This window comes from Klebsiella aerogenes (assembly GCA_029027985.1).
Classification (GTDB): domain Bacteria; phylum Pseudomonadota; class Gammaproteobacteria; order Enterobacterales; family Enterobacteriaceae; genus Klebsiella; species Klebsiella aerogenes_A.
In genome coordinates, this window is the sequence record CP119076.1 from 2,370,759 (window position 1) to 2,392,195 (window position 21,437).

The window sequence follows — 21,437 nt, forward strand, 5'->3', positions numbered from 1 at the left end:
CCCGGATGGCGGCTTACGCCTTATCCGGGCTACCAGATAGCGCAGAAACGTAGCCCTGCTAAGCGCAGAGCGAGCAGGGAAATATTCCCTCGCAGCCGGCGATGCCATTGTGCTCGACGCCGATGGCCGCCACGGCTGGTGATTGCTGATTAACCACGAGCCTTATCCTGCAATGGCCGCCAGACGGTCTTCGTTCAACAATTCAATAAATGCTTCCAGCTGGCGCGTTTTCGCGCCGCGTCGCCAAACCAACCAGGTCGTCAGCCAGCGCCACTCTTCGGCGAGCGGCCAGGCGGAAACCTGCTGATGGCCGGGCATACTCTCCAGCATGCTGCGCGGGATCAGCGCCAGCCCGGCGCCAGCGATCACGCAGGCCAGCATTCCGTGATAAGACTCCATCTCATGGATCCTTCCTGGCGTCGCGCGGTCGGCGTGAAACCAGCTCTCAAAATGACGGCGATAAGAGCAGTTGGCGCGAAACGCGTAGACATTAGCGCCGTTGACCTCGCTGGCGCGGTTGACGGGCGAATGGCCATAAGGAGCGACGATCATCATCTCTTCCGGGAATACCGGCAGCCCTTCGAGGCCGGGGTGGACCAGCGGGCCGTCAACGAACGCCGCGCTGAGCGCGCCTTCCAGTACCCCGTCAATCATGGTGCCGGAAGGGCCGGTTGACAGCGCCAGGTGGATCTTCGGGTAACGCTGGTTGAAATGAGCCAGCGTCGTGGGAATTCGCACCGCAGCGGTGCTTTCCAGCGAGCCGAGTGAAAACAGCCCCTGTGGTTCGTCACCGGCGACCACCATTCGGGCTTCATCGACCAGCGCCAGGATCTGCTGGCTGTAGCGCAGAAAACTGTGTCCGGCGGGCGACAGTCGCAGCCGCTGATTCTCACGAATAAACAGATCGACGCCGAGGTCGGATTCCAGTTGGCGAATACGGGTGGTCAGGTTAGAAGGGACGCGATGCACCTTCTGCGCCGCCTGGGTAATACTGCCGGTGCTGGCGACGGCGTTAAACATCTCAAGCTGAGTCAGGTCCATAGTATTCTTCTTTTGTGAATGTGTTACTTAATATTATTCATTTTCAATGAAAGGAAGGGTAAGCCACAATAAGGTCAATTCGCAATCAATACAGAGAGAATACCCATGAATTTATCTGCAACTCACGCGGTTTCCGTAAACCCGACCACAGGTGAAGTAGTGTCGTCTCTGCCCTGGTCGACCGAACAACAGGTTGATTCGGCGATTGCCCTGGCGGAGCAGGCCTATCGCCAGTGGCGCAACGTGGCTGTCGCTGACCGCGCCGCCGCGCTGCGCCGTGTCGGCAGCGCCATGCGCGCCCGCGGCGAGGAGCTGGCGCAAATGATTAGCCTTGAGATGGGTAAACCCATTGCTCAGGCGCGCGGCGAAGTAACCAAATCAGCTAATCTCTGCGACTGGTATGCCGAGCACGGTCCGGCAATGCTGGCGACCGAAGCGACCCAGGTAGAAGACAATAAGGCGGTAATTGAATACCGCCCGCTGGGGCCGATTCTGGCGGTGATGCCGTGGAACTTCCCGGTCTGGCAGGTGCTGCGTGGCGCGGTGCCGATTCTGCTCGCCGGTAATAGTTATCTGCTGAAGCATGCGCCAAACGTAATGGGTAGCGCGCAGCTGTTAGGTGAACTGTTTGCCGAGGCTGGCGTGCCTGCTGGCGTGTTTGGTTGGATCAACGCCACCAATGACGGCGTATCGCAGATTATCAATGATGATCGTATTGCGGCGGTCACGGTTACCGGTAGCGTGCGCGCCGGACGGGCAATTGGCGCGCAGGCTGGGGCGGCGCTGAAAAAATGCGTACTGGAGCTGGGCGGTTCCGATCCCTTTATCGTGCTGAACGATGCCGACCTGGACGACGCGGTGAAGGCCGCCGTCGCAGGCCGTTATCAGAACAGCGGTCAGGTCTGCGCGGCGTCAAAACGCTTTATCGTCGAAGCTGGAATCGCCGATGCGTTTACGCAGAAATTTGTTGCCGCCGTGGCGGCGCTGAAAATGGGCGACCCGCGCGACGAACAAAACTATATCGGGCCGATGGCGCGCTTCGATCTGCGCGATGAATTGCATCAACAGGTTGAGGCGACGCTGAATGAAGGGGCGACACTGCTGCTTGGCGGCGAGAAAATCGCCGGCGCCGGCAACTATTATGCGCCGACCGTACTGGCGAACGTGACCGCAGAGATGACCGGCTTCCGCCAGGAGCTGTTCGGCCCGGTCGCCACCCTTACCGAAGCGCGCGATGCGGCGCATGCGCTTGAACTGGCTAACGATAGCGAGTTTGGCCTTTCCGCTACCGTGTTTACCACCAGCGTTGATGAAGCCGAGCGTTTTTCTCGCGGCCTGGAGTGCGGCGGCGTGTTCATCAATGGCTACAGCGCCAGCGATGCCCGCGTGGCTTTCGGCGGCGTCAAGAAGAGCGGTTTTGGTCGAGAACTATCGCATTTCGGCTTGCATGAATTCTGCAACATTCAGACCGTGTGGAAAGACCGTCGCTAATCGACGTTAGCGCCTGACGACCGTCGCTGCGCTCTGTTATACTCGCCCCCCGAATTTCGATGGTGGGCAAGGAGCCGAGTGTGGCGACGGTTATTAATAATGCAATGCTGGATGCCGTTCTGGCAGAAATCAGGCCGCTGATTGGACGCGGCAAGGTGGCGGACTATATTCCGGCGCTGGCGCGGGTCAGCGGCGATAAGCTTGGCGTGGCCATTTGCACGGTCGACGGCCAGCAATATAGCGCTGGCGATGCCCACGAACGTTTCTCGATTCAATCCATTTCTAAAGTGCTGAGTCTGGTGGTGGCGATGAACCATTATCAGGAAGAGGAGATCTGGCAGCGCGTCGGCAAAGATCCCTCCGGCCAGCCTTTCAACTCCTTATTACAGCTGGAAATTGAGCAGGGGAAACCGCGCAACCCGTTTATCAACGCCGGGGCGCTGGTGGTCTGCGACATGCTGCAAAGCCGCCTGAGCGCGCCGCGTCAGCGGATGCTGGAAATCGTGCGGCGTCTGAGCGGCGTTGACGATATCGCCTATGACCCGGTGGTCGCACGTTCGGAATTCGAACATTCCGCACGTAACGCGGCGATCGCCTGGCTGATGAAATCCTTTGGCAACTTCCATAACGATGTCGCGACGGTGCTGCAAAACTACTTCCATTACTGTTCACTGGAAATGAGCTGCGTCGAACTGGCGCGGACTTTCCTGTTCCTCGCCGATCGCGGTATTGCGCCGCATCTGCCGAATCCGGTGATTGCGCCGATTCAGTCACGCCAGGTTAATGCGCTAATGATGACCAGCGGTATGTATCAGAACGCCGGTGAGTTTGCCTGGCGCGTCGGCCTGCCGGCAAAATCCGGGGTCGGCGGCGGTATCGTGGCGATAGTTCCGCAGGAGATGGCGATTGCGGTATGGAGCCCGGAACTCGATGACGCCGGTAACTCACTGGCGGGGATTGCTTTGCTGGAAAAACTGACGCAACGGCTGGGAAGGTCGGTATTCTGATGTCTTCGCTGGAAAATGTGTTCGCCCGTCTCGGGCGCTCAACGTTCCGTTCACGCTTTCACCTTGGCGTGAAAGAGCGGCAGTATTGTTACGATAAAGGGCCGGAGATTATCGACAGCCACGCGGCGGATTTTATCGCCAAACGCCTGGCTCCGGCGCACATTGCCAATGACGGTAAACAGACGCCGATGCGTGGGCACCCGGTGTTTATTGCCCAACACGCGACGGCTACCTGCTGTCGCGGCTGCCTTGAAAAGTGGCATGCGATCCCGCGCGGGCGGGAACTGAGCAGCGACGAACAACGTTACGTGGTGCAGGTGATTCACCACTGGCTGGTTGTCGAAATGAACGCGGGTAATATGCGTTAACATATAACGCACAGCCTTGGCAGTATGCCTAACAAATATTCTCATGCTATGATAATCCGCTAACTAATTATTTACATAATAATTGCCTGAAACAATAAGACGGATAATTACTGAATGTCTTCACTGTCGATTCGGTCATTCACGCTGTTTCGCGAGGATCAACCCGTGCGCGATGCGCTGGTGTTATTCACGCTGACGATCTTACTGCACTTCCTCGGCGCCATGCTGCGTCTGGTGCAGGAGCTGTCGTTCTTTTGGCCGCTCAACGCCGTTATGGCGGGTGTGTTCGCGCGCTACGTCTGGCTTAATCGCAGCTATTTCTATGCCATCTGTTTTGCCGCGATGCTGGTATATGACGGCCTGACCTCCCGCTGGGGAATGGGCTTCGCGTCGTTGCTGATTAACTTCTCCAATCTCGTCTTTATCGTTATTCTCGCGCAACTGGTGCTGTGGGATAAGCGACGCTCTGATTCGATGCCGGGGCCGATTAACGCCCTGAATCTGTTTTGTTACTGCCTGCTGGCGGCGCTGGTTTGCGCGGCGGTCGGCGCGCTGGGTTCCGTTGACGTCGAGCGCGCGACTTTTATTCCGCAGCTGGCGGACTGGTTTAGCGAACAGTTCTCCACCGCGGTGCTGATCCTGCCGTTTATTCTGACCCTGACGTTACCTTCGGTACTGGGGCGCTTTCGTTTTAGCCAACTGCTGCCGGTGATTGCATTAGTGCTGTCGGTGGCGCTTGGCGTGGCGGTTGGCGGTGCAGGAAGTCTGACTTTCCCGCTGCCGGCGCTGATCTGGTGCGCGATTTGTTATCCGCTGCCGCTGACCTGTCTGCTGACTTTCATTACCGGCATCAGCGAAATTTTGCTGGTGGCGAACTCACTGATTCATTTGTCGCCGGACGCGCGCCCGCAACCGTGGCAGCTGTTTTCAACCCGACTCGGAATGGCGGCGATGCTGATTAGCCCGGTGATTGTCGCGACCAGCGTCGAGGCGATCAACAACCTCGTGAAACAGCTGGCGTTGCGCGCCGATTTTGATTTCCAGACCCGCGTCTATTCCCGCTCCGGCTTGGGCGAGGCGCTGAAGCGTCAGACGCCGCAGCAGGATAAATTACTGTCGGTGATGGTCATGGATATCGATGGCTTTAAGCGGGTAAACGACTCCTGGGGCCACGAGTGCGGCGACTGTATTCTGACCCAGTTTGCCCAGCGGGTACGCGAGTTGGCCGGAGATGACGGGATGGTAGCGCGTATCGGCGGCGAAGAGTTCGCCGTTGCCGCGCAGGTTTCCAGTACGCAGGAAGCGCATCTACTGGCGGAAAAAATTCGCCAGGGCGTAGAGTCAGAAACGTTCAGTTGGGGGCAACAGCGTATTCGTCTGACGGTGAGCCTCGGCCTGAAGTGCCGGGAAGCCGGGGGAGAGCGGATTGGCGAGCTGTTTAATCAACTGCTGATGGAAGCCGATGATCTGCTGGTGAGTGCCAAGCAGGCCGGGCGAAATCGTATTTGCGTGCAGGATCTTCCGGCGGGCGTGTAATAAGAAAATACGATGGCTTTTTTGCTTGAGTTAAATTTTGGTTAAAAACATAGTGATGTGGTCATTTTCAGGGAGCAACCCATGGCCACATCCATTTCTCTTCACACGCTGACGCGTGAATCTATTCTCGAAAACCTTCCGCAATTAAATGAAATTCTTGCCAGCTGCGTCAACGGTGGGGCCTCGGTCAGCTTTATGCTGCCGTTTTCGCCGCATACCGGCGAGCGCTTCTGGCAACGGATGGCGCAAAGCGTCGCTGAAGGTGAGCGGATTGTACTGGCGGCGGAAAATGCGCAAGGGCGAATTGTCGGCACCGTCCAACTGATTATCGATCAGCCGGAAAACCAACCGCATCGCGCCGAGGTTGCCAAACTTTTGGTTCACCAAAATGCGCGTCGCCAGGGAGTTGCCAATTTGCTGATGAGCGGACTGGAAACCGTTGCGCGGGAAAAAGGAAAAACGGTACTCGTGCTGGACACCACGACGGGAAGCGGTGCGGAGCGTTTCTACCAGCAGTGCGGCTGGCAAAAAGCCGGGGAAATACCGTGCTTTGCGTTAATGCCAGATGGTGTGATGGCGGGAACATCGCTGTTCTATAAATTTCTCGCGGCACAGGATTAATACATCGGGGTTTGATCAAAACGGGGGGTTGTGAGCCATAAAACCTGATAACTTATTGGACCAATTACTCAGGTTGTATGACTACTCTAAGAGGGAACCCATTGTGAAAACCTTAAACCGTCGTGATTTCCCCGGCGCGCAGTACCCTGAACGTATCATCCAGTTTGGCGAGGGCAACTTCCTGCGCGCGTTTGTTGACTGGCAGATTGACCTGCTCAACGAGCATACCGACCTGAATTCCGGCGTGGTGATTGTCCGCCCGATCGCCACCGATTTCCCGCCGTCGCTGAGCACTCAGGATGGCCTCTATACCACGATTATTCGTGGTCTGAATGAACAGGGCCAGGCGGTCAGCGATGCGCGTTTAATCCGTTCTGTGAATCGTGAAATCAGCGCCTACGCCGATTACGACGAGTTTCTGCGTCTGGCGCATCATCCTGAGATGCGCTTCGTGTTCTCCAATACCACCGAAGCGGGTATCAGCTACCATGCCGGCGACCGTTTTGATGACGCGCCGGCGGTGAGCTATCCGGCAAAACTGACCCGACTGCTGTTTGAGCGCTACCGCCACTTTTCCGGCGCGGCCGATAAGGGCTGGGTGATCGTTCCCTGCGAACTGATTGATTACAATGGCGAGGCGCTGCGTGAGCTGGTGCTGCGCTATGCGCGCGAATGGGCGTTACCAGAGGCCTTTATCACCTGGCTTGCAGAGGCCAATGCCTTTTGTTCCACGCTGGTGGATCGCATCGTCACCGGCTATCCGCGTGACGAAGTGGAACAGATTGCAACCCAGCTCGGCTATAAAGACGCTTTCCTCGATACCGCCGAACACTTCTATCTGTTCGTGATCCAGGGGCCGAAATCGCTGGCCGCCGAACTGCGTCTCGATAAACTGCCGCTCAATGTGCTGATTGTTGACGATATCAAACCGTATAAAGAACGTAAGGTGGCGATCCTTAACGGCGCGCATACCGCGCTGGTGCCGGTGGCCTGGCAGGCTGGGTTGGATACCGTTGGCGAAGCGATGAATGACGCGGAAATTTGCGCTTTTGTCGAAAAAGCGATTTACCAGGAGATTATTCCGGTACTCGATCTGCCGCGCGATGAACTGGAATCCTTTGCCAGTGCGGTGACGGGGCGCTTCCGTAACCCATATATCAAGCATCAGCTGCTATCTATTGCGCTGAACGGGATGACCAAATTCCGTACCCGTATCCTGCCGCAGTTACTGGCGGGGCAGCAGCAGAGCGGTAAACTACCGACACGCCTGACTTTTGCGCTGGCGGCGCTGATTGCCTTTTATCGCGGCGAGCGTAACGGCGAAGCCTACCCGGTGCAGGACGACGCCGAGTGGATCGACCGTTATCAGGCGCTGTGGGCGCAGCACCGCGATGTCCAGCTTTCTACTCAGGAACTGGTAACGGCGGTATTGGCAGAGCAAGCGCACTGGGAACAAGATCTGACGAAAGTGCCTGGGCTGGTCGCACAGGTGACAACCGATCTTGAGGCTATTTTACGCGACGGTATGCGCGCGGCGGTAAAACCGCTGTGCTGAGTGCGCTGAAATAAGATGACCCGGCATGCTGCCGGGTTTTTTTGCTCCCTAATTAGTTACAACATACTTTATTATTTTCCCATTTATCCGTTTCAGCCAGACCCCTACATCGTGTCGCTAAACAGGGAAGAGCGGGGCAGCCAGAAAAGGATGAAATGTGCTCTCTGCGCTTGAAGAAATATTCTGAAAGCAAAATAATGACTTAACCATTGCGTTTAGCGTGCGCAGAACCCGCCAGTGAATGTTCGTTATCTGATGCAGCTCTGGTGGTGTGACGTAAGGTGAGTGCGACACAGGAGAATCAACATGGAAAAACGTATCGAAACAGTCGTTAATCTGATTATGTTTCTGTCGTTATTGGCCACCGCGTGGGACCTCTCGTTGGTTCACGACTTCCCCTGGTAATTTTGCGGCGCCCGAGGGCGCCGCTTCTGTCGAGATTATCCGGCGTAATCCGCCATGTACTCTTCAATCATCTGGGTAAAGCTGCTGTTGGCGCTAAACCCCAGTCGCTGGGCGTAATGGGTGTCAAAATCGCCGGGCCATGAATTGACGATTCGCTCAATAGCCGCATCGGGGGTAAAGGTAATGCGCTGCGTTATCTCGCCGCCAGCAACCTGGCGTAGCGCCATGATCATCTGTTCGACGCTGACTGAGAGACCGCAAAGGTTGATGACTCGCCCCTGAGTAAACTGCTCTTCAGCCAGGTCGTGACCATGAATTAATGCCTGAATGGCTTTGCGCGGCGACAGCAGCCACAGCCGGGTGTCCGGCGAGACCGGGCAAACCGCCGGCTCGCCGTTGACAGGTTCGCGGATAATGCCGCTGGCAAAACTCGAGGCCGCCTGATTGGGTCTTCCCGGGCGCACTACGATAGTGGGCATACGCAGGCTTCTGCCGTTGACCCAGCCGCGGCGGCTATAATCGGCCAGTAGGAGGTCGCAAATGGCTTTTTGCGTGCCATACGAACTTTGCGGCAACCATACCTGTGAATCCGTCACTTTCTCTGGCAGTAATCCACCGAATACCGCGACTGAACTGGTTGTCACCAACTTGACGTTATTCGGCAGTTGACGCAGATGCTCAAGCAGTTGACGGAAGGCATCGACGTTAATCTTCATACCCAACTCGAAGTCTTGCTCCGCCTGACTTGAAACGATGGCGGCCAAATGAAAAACGCTATCAACGCCTTCAGGAATAGCCGTGCGTAGCCATTCGCTATCGCTGATATCACCGGTCAAAACCTGCAAACGGCTATCGTTGATACCCTGCAACGCCACGCGATCGATGGCAATCAGCGTACCGATTTCTTGCAATTCGCCCTGCGAGCCGATTAACGTTCCCCGCTGAAGCAACGCCTTTACCAGTAGGTTTCCGAGGAATCCGGCCGCGCCGGTGACAGCAATCGTGAGTTTCTTATTCATTGCATTTTTCTCAATATTATTAATGGTTAACCATACGGCCTGGGATACGGAATATGGCGGCGGCGCCGATAAATAACGTCGCGGAGATAATCAACGTTCCGGTCAGTGTTGAATGGGTCATATCGGTGAGCAGACCCATAATCCACGGCGCGACAAATCCGGCAAGGTTGCCAAAGGAGTTGATCACCGCAATACCAACGGCGGCGGAGGCTCCGCCGAGAAATGCCGTCGGCAGACTCCAGAACAGCGGCAAAGTGCTTAAACCGCCCGCCGCGCCAATCGTTAAACCGATCATCGCAATGACTAAATCGTGGCTGAACAGCGCCGCAATAATCATCCCCAGTCCGCTCATGATGGCGATGACGGCGAGATGCCAGCGGCGCTCTCTGCGTTTGTCGGCGCTACGCGAGACGGCAATCATGGTGAAAATCGCCGCAGCATAGGGAATGGCGGTTAATAACCCGACTTTCAGCACATCGCCTTCACCGGCATTGTGAATCAACGTCGGCATCCAGAAACTAACGGTATAGAACCCGGCAATCAGGCAGAAATAGATAAAGGTGAGCAGCCAGACTTTCGGATTCTTCAGCACCGCCAGCATTGAGCCGTGCTGTTCGGTTTTATGGCTACCATCACTGTGGAGACGCGCTTCGAGCAACGATTTCTCGTCATCTGACAGCCATTTCGCCTGCGAGATGCGATCGGTGAGTAGAAAAATAACCAGGATGCCGATCAACAGCGACGGGGCGCCCTCGATAATGTACAGCCATTTCCAGCCTGCCAGGCCGCCGTACTCATGAAAATGGCCCATAATCCAGCCGGAAAGCGGGGCGCCGAGGATACCTGAAAGCGGTACGGCGGTCGCGAAGAGCGCGAACATCCGCCCGCGGCGATAGCTGGGAAACCAGAAAGAAAGATACAGAATCACGCCAGGATAAAAACCGGACTCCGCCACGCCTAAAAAGAAGCGCACGGTATAAAACTCCAGCGGCGTTCTGACGAACGCGGTGAGCGGCGCGATGAGCGCCCAGGAGATCAGCAGACCGCCCAGTAAACGTCTGGCGCCGAAGCGGTGAAGGATCATATTGCTGGGTATTTCAAAAAAGAAAAAGCCAATAAAAAATATGCCCGCGCCAATGCCGTAAACGGTATCGGAAAATGCCAGATCGCTCGACATTTGTAATTTAGCAATACTGACGTTGACCCGGTCAAGATAGGCCAGAATATAGCAAATCATTAATAAGGGCAGCGTCCGCCGAACGACTTTCTTCCATACTAATTCTTCATTGATGACAGGCGCAGCCGTCTCCAGACTCAATGTAGAGTGGTTTGACATAGTTCTATCTCCAAAAAATGAGCGCGCGATGACGCTCATCGAGGTATCGATATCATCGTAGGTTTTAGTTATTCAACCAGGTGCGTGCCCAGTGCAGTCCAGCTTGTGTGCCAGCGCGTGGGGTGTATTCCGCGGCGACATAGCCGGTATATTGTATTTGCTCAAGTACAGCGAAAATCCATTCATAATTCACCTCGCCGTCAATCGGTTCCTGACGCGCGGGTACCGAGGCGATCTGAATATGACCGATATGCTGTTTAAACGTTTTCATTAAATAGGTTAAATTGCCATCAACCTGCTGGGCGTGGAATATATCAAGCTGCAAACGAATATTGTCGCGCGCCGCCTGGAGAATATAATCCATCGCCTGATATTGGCTGGAAAATAAATACCCCGGCCGCGTAGCGGGCGATAAACCTTCCAACAGAATAGTTATGTTATGCGGTCTGGCTTTATCCGCGGCATAACGTATGTTTTCAATAAATGTTGCCGCGCACTGTTGCGGATCGAACCCCTCAGTAACTCCGGCCATCACGTGTACCGCCGGGCATTGCAGGGCTGCGGCATAGCTAATCGCTAAATCAATAGCCCGCCGAGCCTCTTCTTCGCGTCCGGGGATGGCGGATAACCCCCATTCGCCTTGCGCAATATCGCCTGCGGGGGTATTGATGCCGATAAGTTTGAGATGGTGTTTTTCCAGCTCGCCGGCAATGGTCGCAACGGGGTAATCATAGGGAAACCACAGCTCCACGGCCTTAAATCCGGCCTCGGCAGCCAACGAGAAGCGTTCTAACAGCAGATTTTCGCCGAACAACATTGATAGATTGGCAGCAAGTTTCAACATTATTGCATTCCTCGAAGCACGTTAATTTGTTGATGATCGAGATAGTTCACCGGACTATTTTTCAGAGTGAAGAACAGGCGGGCGGACGCTTCCATTTCTTCCAGGTTGTCGGCCGCGTCGCGCAGCGACTTGCCAACCACCACCGGACCATGGTTTGCCAGTAAAAAAGCCTTATGCTCCGCTGCGCGCTTGCCGAGCCACTGGCCAATTTGCGGATCGCCCGGACGGAAATAGGGGACTAATGGAACATCGCCGACCCGCATGACGACATACGGTGTACAGGCCGGAAGCGTGTTGGCCGGATCGACATCCTGCAGGCAGGATAACGCCGTCAGGTAATGGCAATGCAGATGCACGACGGCGCGGCACTGCGGGTTATTGCGGTACAGCGCAAGATGGAAGCTGACCTCTTTGGATGGTTTTAATCCCGAGAGCAGTTCACCCGCCATCGTGACGCGCGATAACTCCTCGGCGCGCAGTTCTCCGAGACAGGAGCCCGTTGGGGTGGCCAGAATCGTGCCGTCATCAAGTAACACGGAGAGATTGCCCGCGGATCCGGTCGCGTAGCCTCGTTGAAAGAAAGAGCGGGCGATAGAGACCATCTGTTGGCGTAAGAATGACTCGTTCATGCGGTTGCCTCCACGGCTTGGGCGCGGGCAAAAAAGTTGTCGTCGCCAAAATTACCGGATTTCAGTAACAGGAAAAGTTCGCGTTGATCGGCCCTGATCCACGGAATGCCGGGTGAAACCGCGGCGCCAATCGCGAAATGCCGAATATTGAGGGCTTCCGTTACCGCGCCGGAAGTTTCGCCGCCAGCGACGATGAAACGGTTAATGCCTTGTTGCGCGAGCTGTTTGGCCAACCGTGAAAACAGCGCTTCGACGATCAGGCGGCTTGGTTCGGCGCCATAGCGTTGTTGGATATTGCGCAGTTCTGCGACGGAAGTCGTGGCGTACACCATGGGCGCTAAGTCGGCGCCGGACTGCTTGCGCAGCCAGTCAATAAGCTGCTCGCAGTATTCATCGAGCGTCCAGCGCTCATCAAGCAGGCCCGCCACATCAATAGCCACTGCTGGCGCGAGTTGACGATAACGTTCCACCTGCGCCTGGGTTCTGATGGAACAGGAACCGGATAAGATCACCGTACTGGCTACCGGGGTAGTGACGACAAAGGGAAGAGAGGGCGCTGTGTTACTGGCCCAGCACTGCGCCAGGCCGGCGGCTAATCCGGAACCGCCGGTGACCAGTTTCATGTCGTGCAGCGCTTGCCCCTGAATCCGCAGATGCTGGTCATTGAGTGCATCCAGCGCAATATATCGATAACCCGCGGCGGAGTATCTTTTGATACTGTCGCGCACTGCCGCCTCGCCGGACGCGATGGTCTGAGCGCTGATGCTGGCGCATTGACCGCGAGACTGGCGCTCCATCAAGCGGCGCAGGTCACTGTCATCCATCGGATTGACCGGGTGGTTACGCATACCAGACTCCTGCAACAGGCGGTCCTCAACGAACAAATGACCCTGATAAACCGTACGGCCGTTGATCGGCAAAGCAGGGGATATCACCGTGGTTTCAACGCCCAGCGCAGCCATGAGGGCATCCGTTACTGGCCCGATATTTCCCCTGGCCGTGCTGTCGAAAGTAGAGCAGTACTTAAAGTAAAAACGATCGCATTGTTGCTGCTGTAGCCAGCGCAATGCATTCAGTGACAGCGTCACTGATTCTTCCGCCGGAATCGAGCGGGATTTCAGGCTGATGACTAATGCGCCCGCTTCGCCTTGATAGTCTTCGTCGGGGATACCGCTAAACAGGCAGGTATCAATCCCGTTATTGGCCAGAAAACTGGCGATATCCGTCGCGCCGGTAAAATCATCAGCAATGATGCCTGCTCTCATATCTTCTCCCTACTGCGGGTGTTAATTTACGGTAGTTTGTGTTGTTAAATGTTAATATCAACGATCGGTACGATGAAATCCGCGATGAGCATCACAATAAATAACATTAATTATCTATTTTTAACATGACATCACAGCGTTTGTGCCATGTACATCGGTTTGCGATGTGATAAAATGTGAAAATATGAGATGTCACGGTTACAGCCAGGAGAAACCGATGCTGCCGTTGGAAAGACAAGAGAAGATACTCGAAATCATCAAAGATAAGGGCGTTGTCAGCGTCGTCGAGTTGGTCGAGGCGTTGGGCGTGTCACATATGACCATCCGGCGCGATATCCAGCGTCTGGAGCAGATCAACGCACTGGCGAGCGTGTCGGGAGGAGTGGCGTTGCCGCAGCGAACCCGCCTGCTTAATGAGCCTTCGCATCGCGATAAAACGCTGATGTTCCCCCAGGAAAAAGAAGCTATTGGTCTGGCGGCGCTTAAGCATATCCCTGCGAACAGTACCGTGTATCTGGACGCCGGTACCACAACGCTGGCGTTGGCCGAAAACCTGGTCGATCGTCAGGATTTGCTTATCATTACCAATGATTTCGCCATCGCTAATTTGATGATCGAGCGTGGGCAGGGAGAACTGATTCATACCGGCGGGCGCTTGTGCCGTGAAAATCAGTCGACTGTCGGCCATCTGACGGCGAAAATGCTGGAAAATCTATTCATTGATATCGCGTTTATCTCGGCATCATCATGGAACTTGCGCGGGCTGTCGACGCCCAATGAAAACAAAGCCATCGTCAAACAGACTGTCGCGAAGGTGAGTGAGAAATGTATCCTGCTCAGCGACTCTTCAAAATACGGCAAAATGGCAAATTACCTTATTCTGCCGTTGAGCGACCTCGATCTGATTATTAGCGATGAAGGGTTGAGCAGCAGTGTGGTGAATCAGCTCAGCGAGCGTAAAGTCGACGTCGAGCTGGCGGCAACACGCTAGCAGGCGCCACGCGACGCGGCACCAGATGAGCCAGAGAAACGCTTATGCCATGCGGCGCGCGACAATAAACAGACGCGGAAACAGTAATAAGACTTTTCCGTTACACTGTAACGGATAATGCGCTTTTAATCGCGCCAGATAGCGATCTAAAAATGCGTTTTTCTCCGTTTCATCAAGATCCTGCAGGTATGGGCGCAAGCCGGTTGCCTGCAGCCAGTCAACGATCGCCTGGTGTGATTCCAGCGGATGATAATAAGTGGTACGCCAGATATCCACGTCACAGCCGCTGCGAGTCAGAATATCGTAATACTCCTGAACGCTGGGCAGTGGCTGCCGTCCACTTTCTCGATGCCCCATCTCTTTCGCCACCTCGCGCATCAGAGTATGGGAGGGCTCCTGCCAGTTATCCGGCATTTGCACGGCCAGTACGCCGTTGTCGGCTAACTGAGCCACCAGATGGGGGAACAGCGTTGGGTGATCGGTTAACCATTGCAAAGACGCGTTGGCATAAATCACGTCGGCAGGAACGACAGGTTGCCAGTTGGCGATATCCGCCGCCATAAATTCGCAGTCGGGGAGCGCTTTTGTCGCTTGTTCCAGCATGGCTGGTGAATTATCGATGCCGATAATCGTTGCCTCGGGCCAGGCTGCGCGTAGTAGAGCCGTGCTGTTGCCGGGACCACAACCAAGGTCAACCGCGACTTTTACCGGCTGCTGCGCAATACGCGCCGCCAGTTCTGCCGCTGGTCGCGTACGTTCATCCGCAAATTTCAGGTACAGCGAGGGATTCCAGTCTGCCATGAATTACTCCTGATTATGGATATGCGCTCACCAGCATAAAGAACCTGGCGTAATTGTGAAATATTTTTGATTTTAATGTTTGTATTTTGTTTTTTAAGTGACGTTGTCACTTAAAAAACACAGGTGCTGCGTGCAACATCACAATGATAGTAAGGTTTCTTCGCTAGACTGGCTGCGCAAATATCATAGGGATGAATGACTAATGGCGTTAACTATCAGGGTATTATTGGAAAACCGCCGTGCGGCAGATGCCGACTCCGCGCTGATCGCCAAACCCGGGCTAAGCCTGCTTATCGAAGATGACACGAGCAAAGTCCTGTTTGATACCGGGCCGGATGGCAGTTTTGCCGATAATGCGCAACGGTTAGGGATGACGCTGGACGATTTGACGGCGACAGTATTATCCCACGGCCATTACGATCATTGCGGCGGGGTGCCGTGGTTGCCAGAAGGCAGCCGTATCATTTGTCATCCGCAGCTTGCCCAACCGCGCTACGCCGCAATCAGCCTTGGCGGACACGCGCATAAAATAAAAAAACTCTCATGCGACCACGATTACTCTCGTTATCACATGGAGTACTATCGGCAGCCTTTTGCCATCAGCGAACGCCTGCTGTGGTCAGGCGAGATCGTGGTTGCTAGCCCGCGGGCCTATGGCGTTCTGGCGGGCGAGCAGGAAACGCGGGACTATATTGTCGATGAAGGCGTGCTGATTTATCTCTCCGATCGCGGACTGGTGATCATCAGCGGCTGCGGTCATCGCGGGATAGAAAATATCGTGCGCCATTGTCAGAATATCACCGGCATCGAGCGGGTTTACGCGGTGGTCGGCGGCCTGCATCTGCGTACGGCTTCAGTTGGCAAAGTATTGCAGGTCAGGCGCTTCCTGCAGCAGCTGCGGGTAGAAAAAATCATGGCCTGTCACTGTACCGGCACCTGGGGACAGTTATGGTTGGCAGGGGCGCAAGCACCGGCCACCGGCGATGTACTACGGCTGGATTAACGCCCGATCGCCGACGGGCTGCGGATGACGATGAAAATCCCGGCGAGCACCACCAGCGTCGCGACAACAATACGCAGGCTTAATGATTCGCCAAGGAAGATAACGCCCCCGAGGGTTGCCAGACAAGGGACACTGAGCTGGACGGTGCTGGCGGTGACTGATTCGAGTTGTGGCAAAATGGCGTACCACAGCGAGTAGGCTCCCGCCGACGCGATCGCGCCGGACAAAATGCCAAGGGTTATGCCTTCAAGGCTGAAATGCAGGCTGGCGGCATTAAACGGCAGCAAAATCAGCGCAAACGGCAGCGCCAGCAAAAAATTCCACGCCGTGGCCAGCACTGGCGCCGTCGCACGCTTGCCCGATAGCGTATAGGCCGCCCACGCCAGCCCGGCGATAATCATCAGCAGCGCGCTGACCAGCGGCGGCGCCGATGCCCCCGGCAGTAGCAGCACCGCAATCCCCAGCACGGCCAGCAAAATACCCACCGCACGCGCTGGTGAGAGCGTTTCCCCTTGCCACAACCCGACGCTTACCATGGCCAATTGCACGGCGCCAAACAGCAGCAACGCACCGGTTCCGGCATCGAGATGGATGTAGGCTACCGAGAAAAACACGGCATAAATCATCAGATAAAAGCCGTTTTTTAAATGCATTCGCGTGGGTTTGCCGTCGCGGTGGCGGATAAGTAACGGCAGCAGCGCCAGCGCGCCGCTTAACAGACGTAGATTACTGAAACTGATAGGGTCGATATAGCCGCCTCTCAGCGCTATCCGGCACAACACCGAGTTAGCGGCGAAGGCCACCATGGTCAGTAGAATGCGGTACAGCAGGTGACGATTCGCCATGCTGGGGTCAGCGCCGTTGAACGAGTGTGCCAGGTGCGGCTTGTGTCGTCGGGAGGTTAATCGGCATCTTTCATCATTTCGGCGCGTCGTGCAGTGGCGTAGACAAATTCGAGCATCGGCTCAAGGTCAGTATCATGTCCTGCCTGAATGATTTTGCCGCGCAGCCACTCGATTTCGCTGGTAATGTCGGGATGGAAAATGTTGTTATCCTGCGCTTTACGCAGCCACTTGAGAAGAAAGTTGTTTTTTCCTCTCGCGCCGCCGGATTTCTTAGCTTTCACGTGCATTTTTAGGGCGACCAGGATGCAGTAGTAGAAATGGACGCGCTGGTTAAAACTTTGGTGCATGTCGGTATTTTCCGCCAGGTAAGCTGCTCGCCGCATCAGGCTGCGAGCCGAATGGAGCCATGCAACGGGGGGATCGCTATTGTTGACGATCTCTGTGACTGCACCCGTTCCGCCCGGCATCCATCGCTGGATGCTGACGGGATGTTGGCACGGATGTCAAAGAGTCGTCAATTATTGATTAAATTGTTACCAGTATCATGACCAACAGGCAGCCAGTGCTGCCCATTTCTGGCCCAGGAACCGGGTTATCTCGGCCGCGCTTGCTGTTGTAGATGTACACGAAGGATCAGGACAAACGCCAGCGCGACGACCACTGCCGCCAGTAGATACAGCGTATCCAGCGCATAATAACCCGCCACCCAGCCAGCAACCGGGCCAGTCAAACCCAGCGCCAGATCGAGAAATGCCGAATAGGTTCCCAGCGCGGTGCCCTGGTTTTGCTCTTCAACTTGTTTCACCGCCTCCACGCCAAGCGCCGGGAAGATCAGGGAGAAACCAGAGCCGGTGAGAAACGCGCCGATACCGGCTATCCATGCCGACGGCGCCTGCCAGATAATCAACAGTCCGACGCACTCTACCACGAAGCAGGCCAGCGACACCGGCACGCCGCCGTAACGGGTAATGGTATTGCCAAGGATCAGGCGAATACAGATAAAACCAATGCTGAATAGCGACAATGTGAACGCCGCGCCTTGCCAGCTATGCGCTGAGAAATAAAGCGTAATGAAGGTGGCGATGACGCCAAAGCCCACGGTACCTAGCGCCAGGCCGAGGCCGTAAGGCCAGATTTTGCGAACCACCACATGAAAAGGCGCTCTGACGCCAGCGGTGACGCTAACGTCCTGGCGGGTACGGGCAAAGAGCAAGCCAGTGAACGCGACCAGCACCACCACTACGGCAAAGCCGCTGATGCCGAAGGCGCTATTGAGCATCACCCCCAGCGGCGCGCCGACCGCCATTGCCACATAGGTGGCGACGCCGTTCCACGAGATCACCCGCGAAGTGTGGATCGCGCCAACGGTTTTTATGCCCCATAAGGTCGCGCCGGTAGCGGTGAAACTCTCACCCACGCCGAGGAATATTCGGCCAATCAGCAGGGCGCCGACGGCGAGCAATGGCACCGACTGCAGCAGCACCGCCGCGAGGGTAAACAGCCCGCTCAGCATGCAGCAGATGATCCCAAGGCTCACGACCTTTTTCGGCCCCCAGATGTCGGTGTAGCGGCCAGCGTGCGGGCGGCTCACCAGCGTCGAGATGTACTGCAGGCTAATGACTACCCCGGCGATCAGCGTGCTGTAACCGAGCTGATAGTGGATATAGCCGGGCAGTACCGCCAGCGGCAGACCGATTGACAGATAGCAGATACAGGTGAAGACGACGATGGAGATAATACGTAGGTTGAGTTGTGTGGTGCTGACGGAAGTGGTCATAACGCTAAGTGTTTAAAACAAAAGGGAGGACAAGCATAGCGCAAGCGCAACGGCCGCGGCGAGCGATCAAGCATTTTATGCCAACCCGGCGCCCATTTATTGGCAAACTGACCGATAATATAGCCATGCGGGTGATAAATAACGTTCCAGCCATTTCGTGTGGCGGTGGCTGAGTTTGAAAGGGAAAACGGCTGCGACGCTGACGTCTGCGCGCCGTAGGGTAATGCAATCGGCTTCCCGGAGGTCACCGCGATGAAAAAATTACTGATTTTAATGATTGTTTTTGCAGCATCTGCCTGTTCCGGCGGTCCATCGTCATCGTCGGGTATGGCGCCCGGCTCGGCTCTGGATTCACAGACCTGTATGAACGACACGTCTGACGCCAACAGCAACTGCGGTCATCCGGTGGCACCGCAGTTTAATTAACCGCCCTCCAGGGGGAGCATGACGCCTGAATTCGAGCAGGATGCGCTCGTTAATCTTTACTGCAGCCCAACGCGGGCTGCAGTCGATGTTAATGGGCAAAGCGTTTTGAGCCGACCACGCAGAGAATGATCCCCAGCGTCACGGCGATCATGAGCAGGCTCACCGTTTCATGGAGTAGCAACGCCGCCAGGCACAGCCCCAAAAAAGGTTGTAATAGTTGCAGTTGACCGACTGCCGCGATGCCGCCCGCCGCCAGCCCCTGATACCAGAAGATAAACCCAATCAGCATGCTGAATAACGAGACATAAGCCAGTGCGCCCCACGCGGCCGGGCTGATATCGCTAACGCTGGCGGGGCGCGTTAATCCGCTGGCTATCAGCACCAGGGGGAGGGAGAGGATCAGTGCCCAACTGATGACCGCTAAACCGCCCAGTTCACGAGTCAGGCGCGCGCCCTCGGCATAGCCCAGCCCACAAACGACAACTGCCGCCAGCATCAGCAGATCGCCTGATACTGACATCATGGCGTTACCTACCAGCGCAAAGCTAACGACCAGGAGGCTGCCCAGCAGTGAAAATCCCCAAAAAGCCGGGCGCGGTCTTTCTCCTCCACGGATCACCGCGAAGATCGCCGTCGCCAGCGGCAGCAGCCCGAGAAAAACAATGGAGTGCGCTGATGTCACTCGTTGCAGGGCCAGCGCGGTCAGCAACGGAAAACCCATGACGACCCCGGCGGCGACTAAAACCAGCGATCGCCATTGTCCTGCGCGCGGGCGAGGGAGGCGTAAAAACCAGGCAAGCCCGAGCGCGAGAATCCCGGCAATCGCCGCCCGGCAGAAGGTCAGAAAGAACGGATCGAACTCGAGTACGGCGATGCGGGTGGCGGGCAGCGATCCGCTGAAGATCGCGACGCCGATAAAGCCATTTATCCAGCCGGATAAGGGCGCTGGAGCGCGGTGGTTGGGCACGGTGAGACCTCATTTAAACGGGATTTGTCGATGTTGACCAGGCCGATAGTAGGTTGCACAATCCATGACAATCAAATTATTGTCATGGATACAATGTGATGAAAAACCGTTACAAGGCCCTGGTCGATCGCTATGCGGCGGCGATCCGCAGCGGAGCATTGACGGCGGGTACCCAACTGCCGACCCATCGACGGCTGGCGGCCGAGCAGAAGGTTTCACTCGCGACGGCGACGCGAGTGTATAGCGAGCTTGAGCGGATGGGGCTGGTCAGCGGTGAAACGGGGCGCGGCACGTTTGTGCGTGAGCTGGCGCTACCACCTGGTCTGGGTATCGACCAGCATGCGATGGCCCCGGAAGTCGTGGACCTTAACTTCAACTCGCCGTCGCTACCGGAACAGACCGAGCTACTGCGCGAGTCGCTGAAAAAACTGACCACTGCAGGCGATCTTGAGGCGCTATTACGCTATCAACCGCATGCCGGTCGCATGAGCGAGCGGGAAATCATCGCTGACCATCTGCATAAGGCAGGGATTCGCGTGCATGCCGGGCAGGTCGCTATTGTTAGCGGCGCGCAACACGGGCTAGCGGTGGTGCTCGGCGGGCTGCTGCGCCCCGGCGACGTGGTCGCCGTGGATGCCCTGACGTATCCAGGATTTCGCGCCCTGGCCGAGCTGTATCAACTTGAATTAGTTGCCATTGCGTACAACGCGCAGGGACCAGACCTCAATATGTTGCGTGATCTGTGCCGAACCCGGCGAGTAAAGGCCGTGTACGCCATGCCGACGCTGCATAACCCGCTAGGCTGGGTACTCAGCCTGACACAGCGTCGGGAGTTGGCGGATATCGCTCGGCAGTTCGACTTGTTGGTGATCGAAGATGCCGCCTACGCCTGGCTTATCGACAACGCGCCGCCGCCGCTGATGGCACTGGTGCCCGAGCGCACGGCGTATGTATGTGGATTTTCGAAAAATATCGCCACCGGGCTGCGGGTCGGGATGGTGGTGTGCAGCGACGCGTTGATGCCGGCGATTGAACGGGCGATCCGCGCCACCAGTTGGAACACGCCAGCGTTAATGACCTCTCTGGTCTGCGGCTGGATTCAGGACGGCACGCTGACTCGGCTTGAAACGATAAAGCGCGAAGATGCACGGCGGCGGCAGGCGATGGCACGCCAGGCGCTGAGCGGATTGCCGGTTATCGGTCATGAAAACAGCTATTTTCTCTGGCTACCTTTGGGAGAAGAGATCCGCGCCGATCGCGTTGCGCATCAACTGCTCGCGATGAACATCTCTATTTCCACTGCCGAACCGTACAGCGTCGGTCGTGACGCGCCGCACGCCCTACGCCTGGCGCTGGCTTCTCCGGGCCTCGATCAGCTGAACGCCGCGCTCACGGCGATGCGTCCGATTATTGAATTTGGCGTTTAACCACAGCCTCCGGCTCATGCGGCATATTTCGCCGCTGAGCGAAGTATCTCCTGACGCTTGCTTTTACCCTCGGTGTTATCACG

Annotated in this window: 21 protein-coding genes; 9 read left to right on the forward strand and 12 right to left on the reverse strand. The window is 56.2% G+C overall.

The window, feature by feature from the left end; translation table 11 throughout:
* Positions 1–162 precede the first annotated feature (162 nt).
* Complete coding sequence (locus tag PYR66_11340) at positions 163–1,041, reverse strand: LysR substrate-binding domain-containing protein (GenBank protein WEF30238.1); 879 nt, start codon at positions 1,039–1,041, stop codon at positions 163–165.
* A 105-nt stretch (positions 1,042–1,146) separates the two neighbouring features.
* Between PYR66_11340 and sad the strand changes: the two genes are divergently transcribed.
* From sad to PYR66_11370, 6 genes are all read left to right on the forward strand, one after another.
* Positions 1,147–2,532, forward strand: a complete 1,386-nt coding sequence (gene sad, locus PYR66_11345) for a succinate-semialdehyde dehydrogenase (GenBank protein ID WEF30239.1) — start codon at positions 1,147–1,149, stop codon at positions 2,530–2,532.
* 80 nt (positions 2,533–2,612) lie between these two features.
* On the forward strand, positions 2,613–3,539 hold the full coding sequence (gene glsB / locus PYR66_11350; GenBank protein WEF30240.1) for a glutaminase B: 927 nt from the start codon (positions 2,613–2,615) through the stop codon (positions 3,537–3,539).
* Positions 3,539–3,907 carry a DUF4186 domain-containing protein gene (locus PYR66_11355; protein WEF30241.1) on the forward strand — a complete coding sequence of 123 codons (369 nt, stop codon included), beginning with the start codon at positions 3,539–3,541 and terminating at the stop codon, positions 3,905–3,907. Before glsB ends, PYR66_11355 begins: the two co-directional genes overlap by 1 nt.
* 114 nt (positions 3,908–4,021) lie before the next feature.
* The gene (locus tag PYR66_11360) at positions 4,022–5,443 is read left to right on the forward strand and encodes a diguanylate cyclase (protein ID WEF30242.1); all 1,422 of its coding nucleotides are present in this window, start codon (positions 4,022–4,024) and stop codon (positions 5,441–5,443) included.
* Positions 5,444–5,524: 81 nt separating this feature from the next.
* Positions 5,525–6,064 carry a GNAT family N-acetyltransferase gene (locus PYR66_11365; GenBank protein ID WEF30243.1) on the forward strand — a complete coding sequence of 180 codons (540 nt, stop codon included), beginning with the start codon at positions 5,525–5,527 and terminating at the stop codon, positions 6,062–6,064.
* A gap of 103 nt (positions 6,065–6,167) precedes the next feature.
* Entirely contained in the window at positions 6,168–7,619 is a 1,452-nt protein-coding gene (locus PYR66_11370) for a tagaturonate reductase (protein WEF30244.1), read from the forward strand.
* 440 nt (positions 7,620–8,059) lie between these two features.
* Here the strand turns inward: PYR66_11370 and PYR66_11375 are convergent, their stop codons facing one another.
* From PYR66_11375 to PYR66_11395, 5 genes are all read right to left on the reverse strand, one after another.
* Positions 8,060–9,043, reverse strand: a complete 984-nt coding sequence (locus PYR66_11375; protein ID WEF30245.1) for an SDR family oxidoreductase — start codon at positions 9,041–9,043, stop codon at positions 8,060–8,062.
* Positions 9,044–9,062: 19 nt separating this feature from the next.
* Positions 9,063–10,379 carry an MFS transporter gene (locus PYR66_11380; protein ID WEF30246.1) on the reverse strand — a complete coding sequence of 439 codons (1,317 nt, stop codon included), beginning with the start codon at positions 10,377–10,379 and terminating at the stop codon, positions 9,063–9,065.
* 64 nt (positions 10,380–10,443) lie between these two features.
* A complete protein-coding gene (locus tag PYR66_11385; GenBank protein WEF30247.1) occupies positions 10,444–11,223 on the reverse strand; it encodes a TIM barrel protein in 780 nt (259 codons plus the stop codon).
* Complete coding sequence (locus PYR66_11390) at positions 11,223–11,852, reverse strand: aldolase (protein ID WEF30248.1); 630 nt, start codon at positions 11,850–11,852, stop codon at positions 11,223–11,225. Before PYR66_11390 ends, PYR66_11385 begins: the two co-directional genes overlap by 1 nt.
* Positions 11,849–13,117, reverse strand: a complete 1,269-nt coding sequence (locus PYR66_11395) for a four-carbon acid sugar kinase family protein (GenBank protein WEF30249.1) — start codon at positions 13,115–13,117, stop codon at positions 11,849–11,851. Before PYR66_11395 ends, PYR66_11390 begins: the two co-directional genes overlap by 4 nt.
* Positions 13,118–13,334: 217 nt before the next feature.
* On the opposite strand from PYR66_11395, the gene PYR66_11400 reads away from it, so the two are divergent.
* The gene (locus PYR66_11400; GenBank protein ID WEF30250.1) at positions 13,335–14,108 is read left to right on the forward strand and encodes a DeoR/GlpR family DNA-binding transcription regulator; all 774 of its coding nucleotides are present in this window, start codon (positions 13,335–13,337) and stop codon (positions 14,106–14,108) included.
* A gap of 42 nt (positions 14,109–14,150) precedes the next feature.
* Here the strand turns inward: PYR66_11400 and tam are convergent, their stop codons facing one another.
* Positions 14,151–14,909, reverse strand: coding sequence for a trans-aconitate 2-methyltransferase (tam, locus tag PYR66_11405; protein ID WEF30251.1), 759 nt, complete (start codon positions 14,907–14,909; stop codon positions 14,151–14,153).
* A 202-nt stretch (positions 14,910–15,111) separates the two neighbouring features.
* On the opposite strand from tam, the gene PYR66_11410 reads away from it, so the two are divergent.
* Positions 15,112–15,912, forward strand: coding sequence for an MBL fold metallo-hydrolase (locus tag PYR66_11410; protein ID WEF30252.1), 801 nt, complete (start codon positions 15,112–15,114; stop codon positions 15,910–15,912).
* Here the strand turns inward: PYR66_11410 and PYR66_11415 are convergent.
* From PYR66_11415 to PYR66_11435, 5 genes are all read right to left on the reverse strand, one after another.
* Entirely contained in the window at positions 15,909–16,757 is an 849-nt protein-coding gene (locus PYR66_11415; protein ID WEF30253.1) for a DMT family transporter, read from the reverse strand. The genes PYR66_11410 and PYR66_11415 overlap by 4 nt on opposite strands.
* Before the next feature lie 56 nt (positions 16,758–16,813).
* Positions 16,814–17,104, reverse strand: a complete 291-nt coding sequence (locus PYR66_11420) for a hypothetical protein (GenBank protein ID WEF30423.1) — start codon at positions 17,102–17,104, stop codon at positions 16,814–16,816.
* A 245-nt stretch (positions 17,105–17,349) separates the two neighbouring features.
* Complete coding sequence (locus tag PYR66_11425) at positions 17,350–18,534, reverse strand: MFS transporter (GenBank protein ID WEF30254.1); 1,185 nt, start codon at positions 18,532–18,534, stop codon at positions 17,350–17,352.
* Complete coding sequence (locus PYR66_11430) at positions 18,531–18,908, reverse strand: hypothetical protein (protein ID WEF30255.1); 378 nt, start codon at positions 18,906–18,908, stop codon at positions 18,531–18,533. Before PYR66_11430 ends, PYR66_11425 begins: the two co-directional genes overlap by 4 nt.
* Before the next feature lie 140 nt (positions 18,909–19,048).
* Positions 19,049–19,927 (reverse strand): DMT family transporter, encoded by an 879-nt coding sequence (locus PYR66_11435; GenBank protein ID WEF30256.1) that lies wholly within the window; start codon positions 19,925–19,927, stop codon positions 19,049–19,051.
* Positions 19,928–20,025: 98 nt separating this feature from the next.
* Here PYR66_11435 and PYR66_11440 point away from each other — a divergent pair, with 98 nt between their 5' ends.
* Positions 20,026–21,354 carry a PLP-dependent aminotransferase family protein gene (locus PYR66_11440; protein ID WEF30257.1) on the forward strand — a complete coding sequence of 443 codons (1,329 nt, stop codon included), beginning with the start codon at positions 20,026–20,028 and terminating at the stop codon, positions 21,352–21,354.
* Positions 21,355–21,437 lie beyond the last annotated feature (83 nt).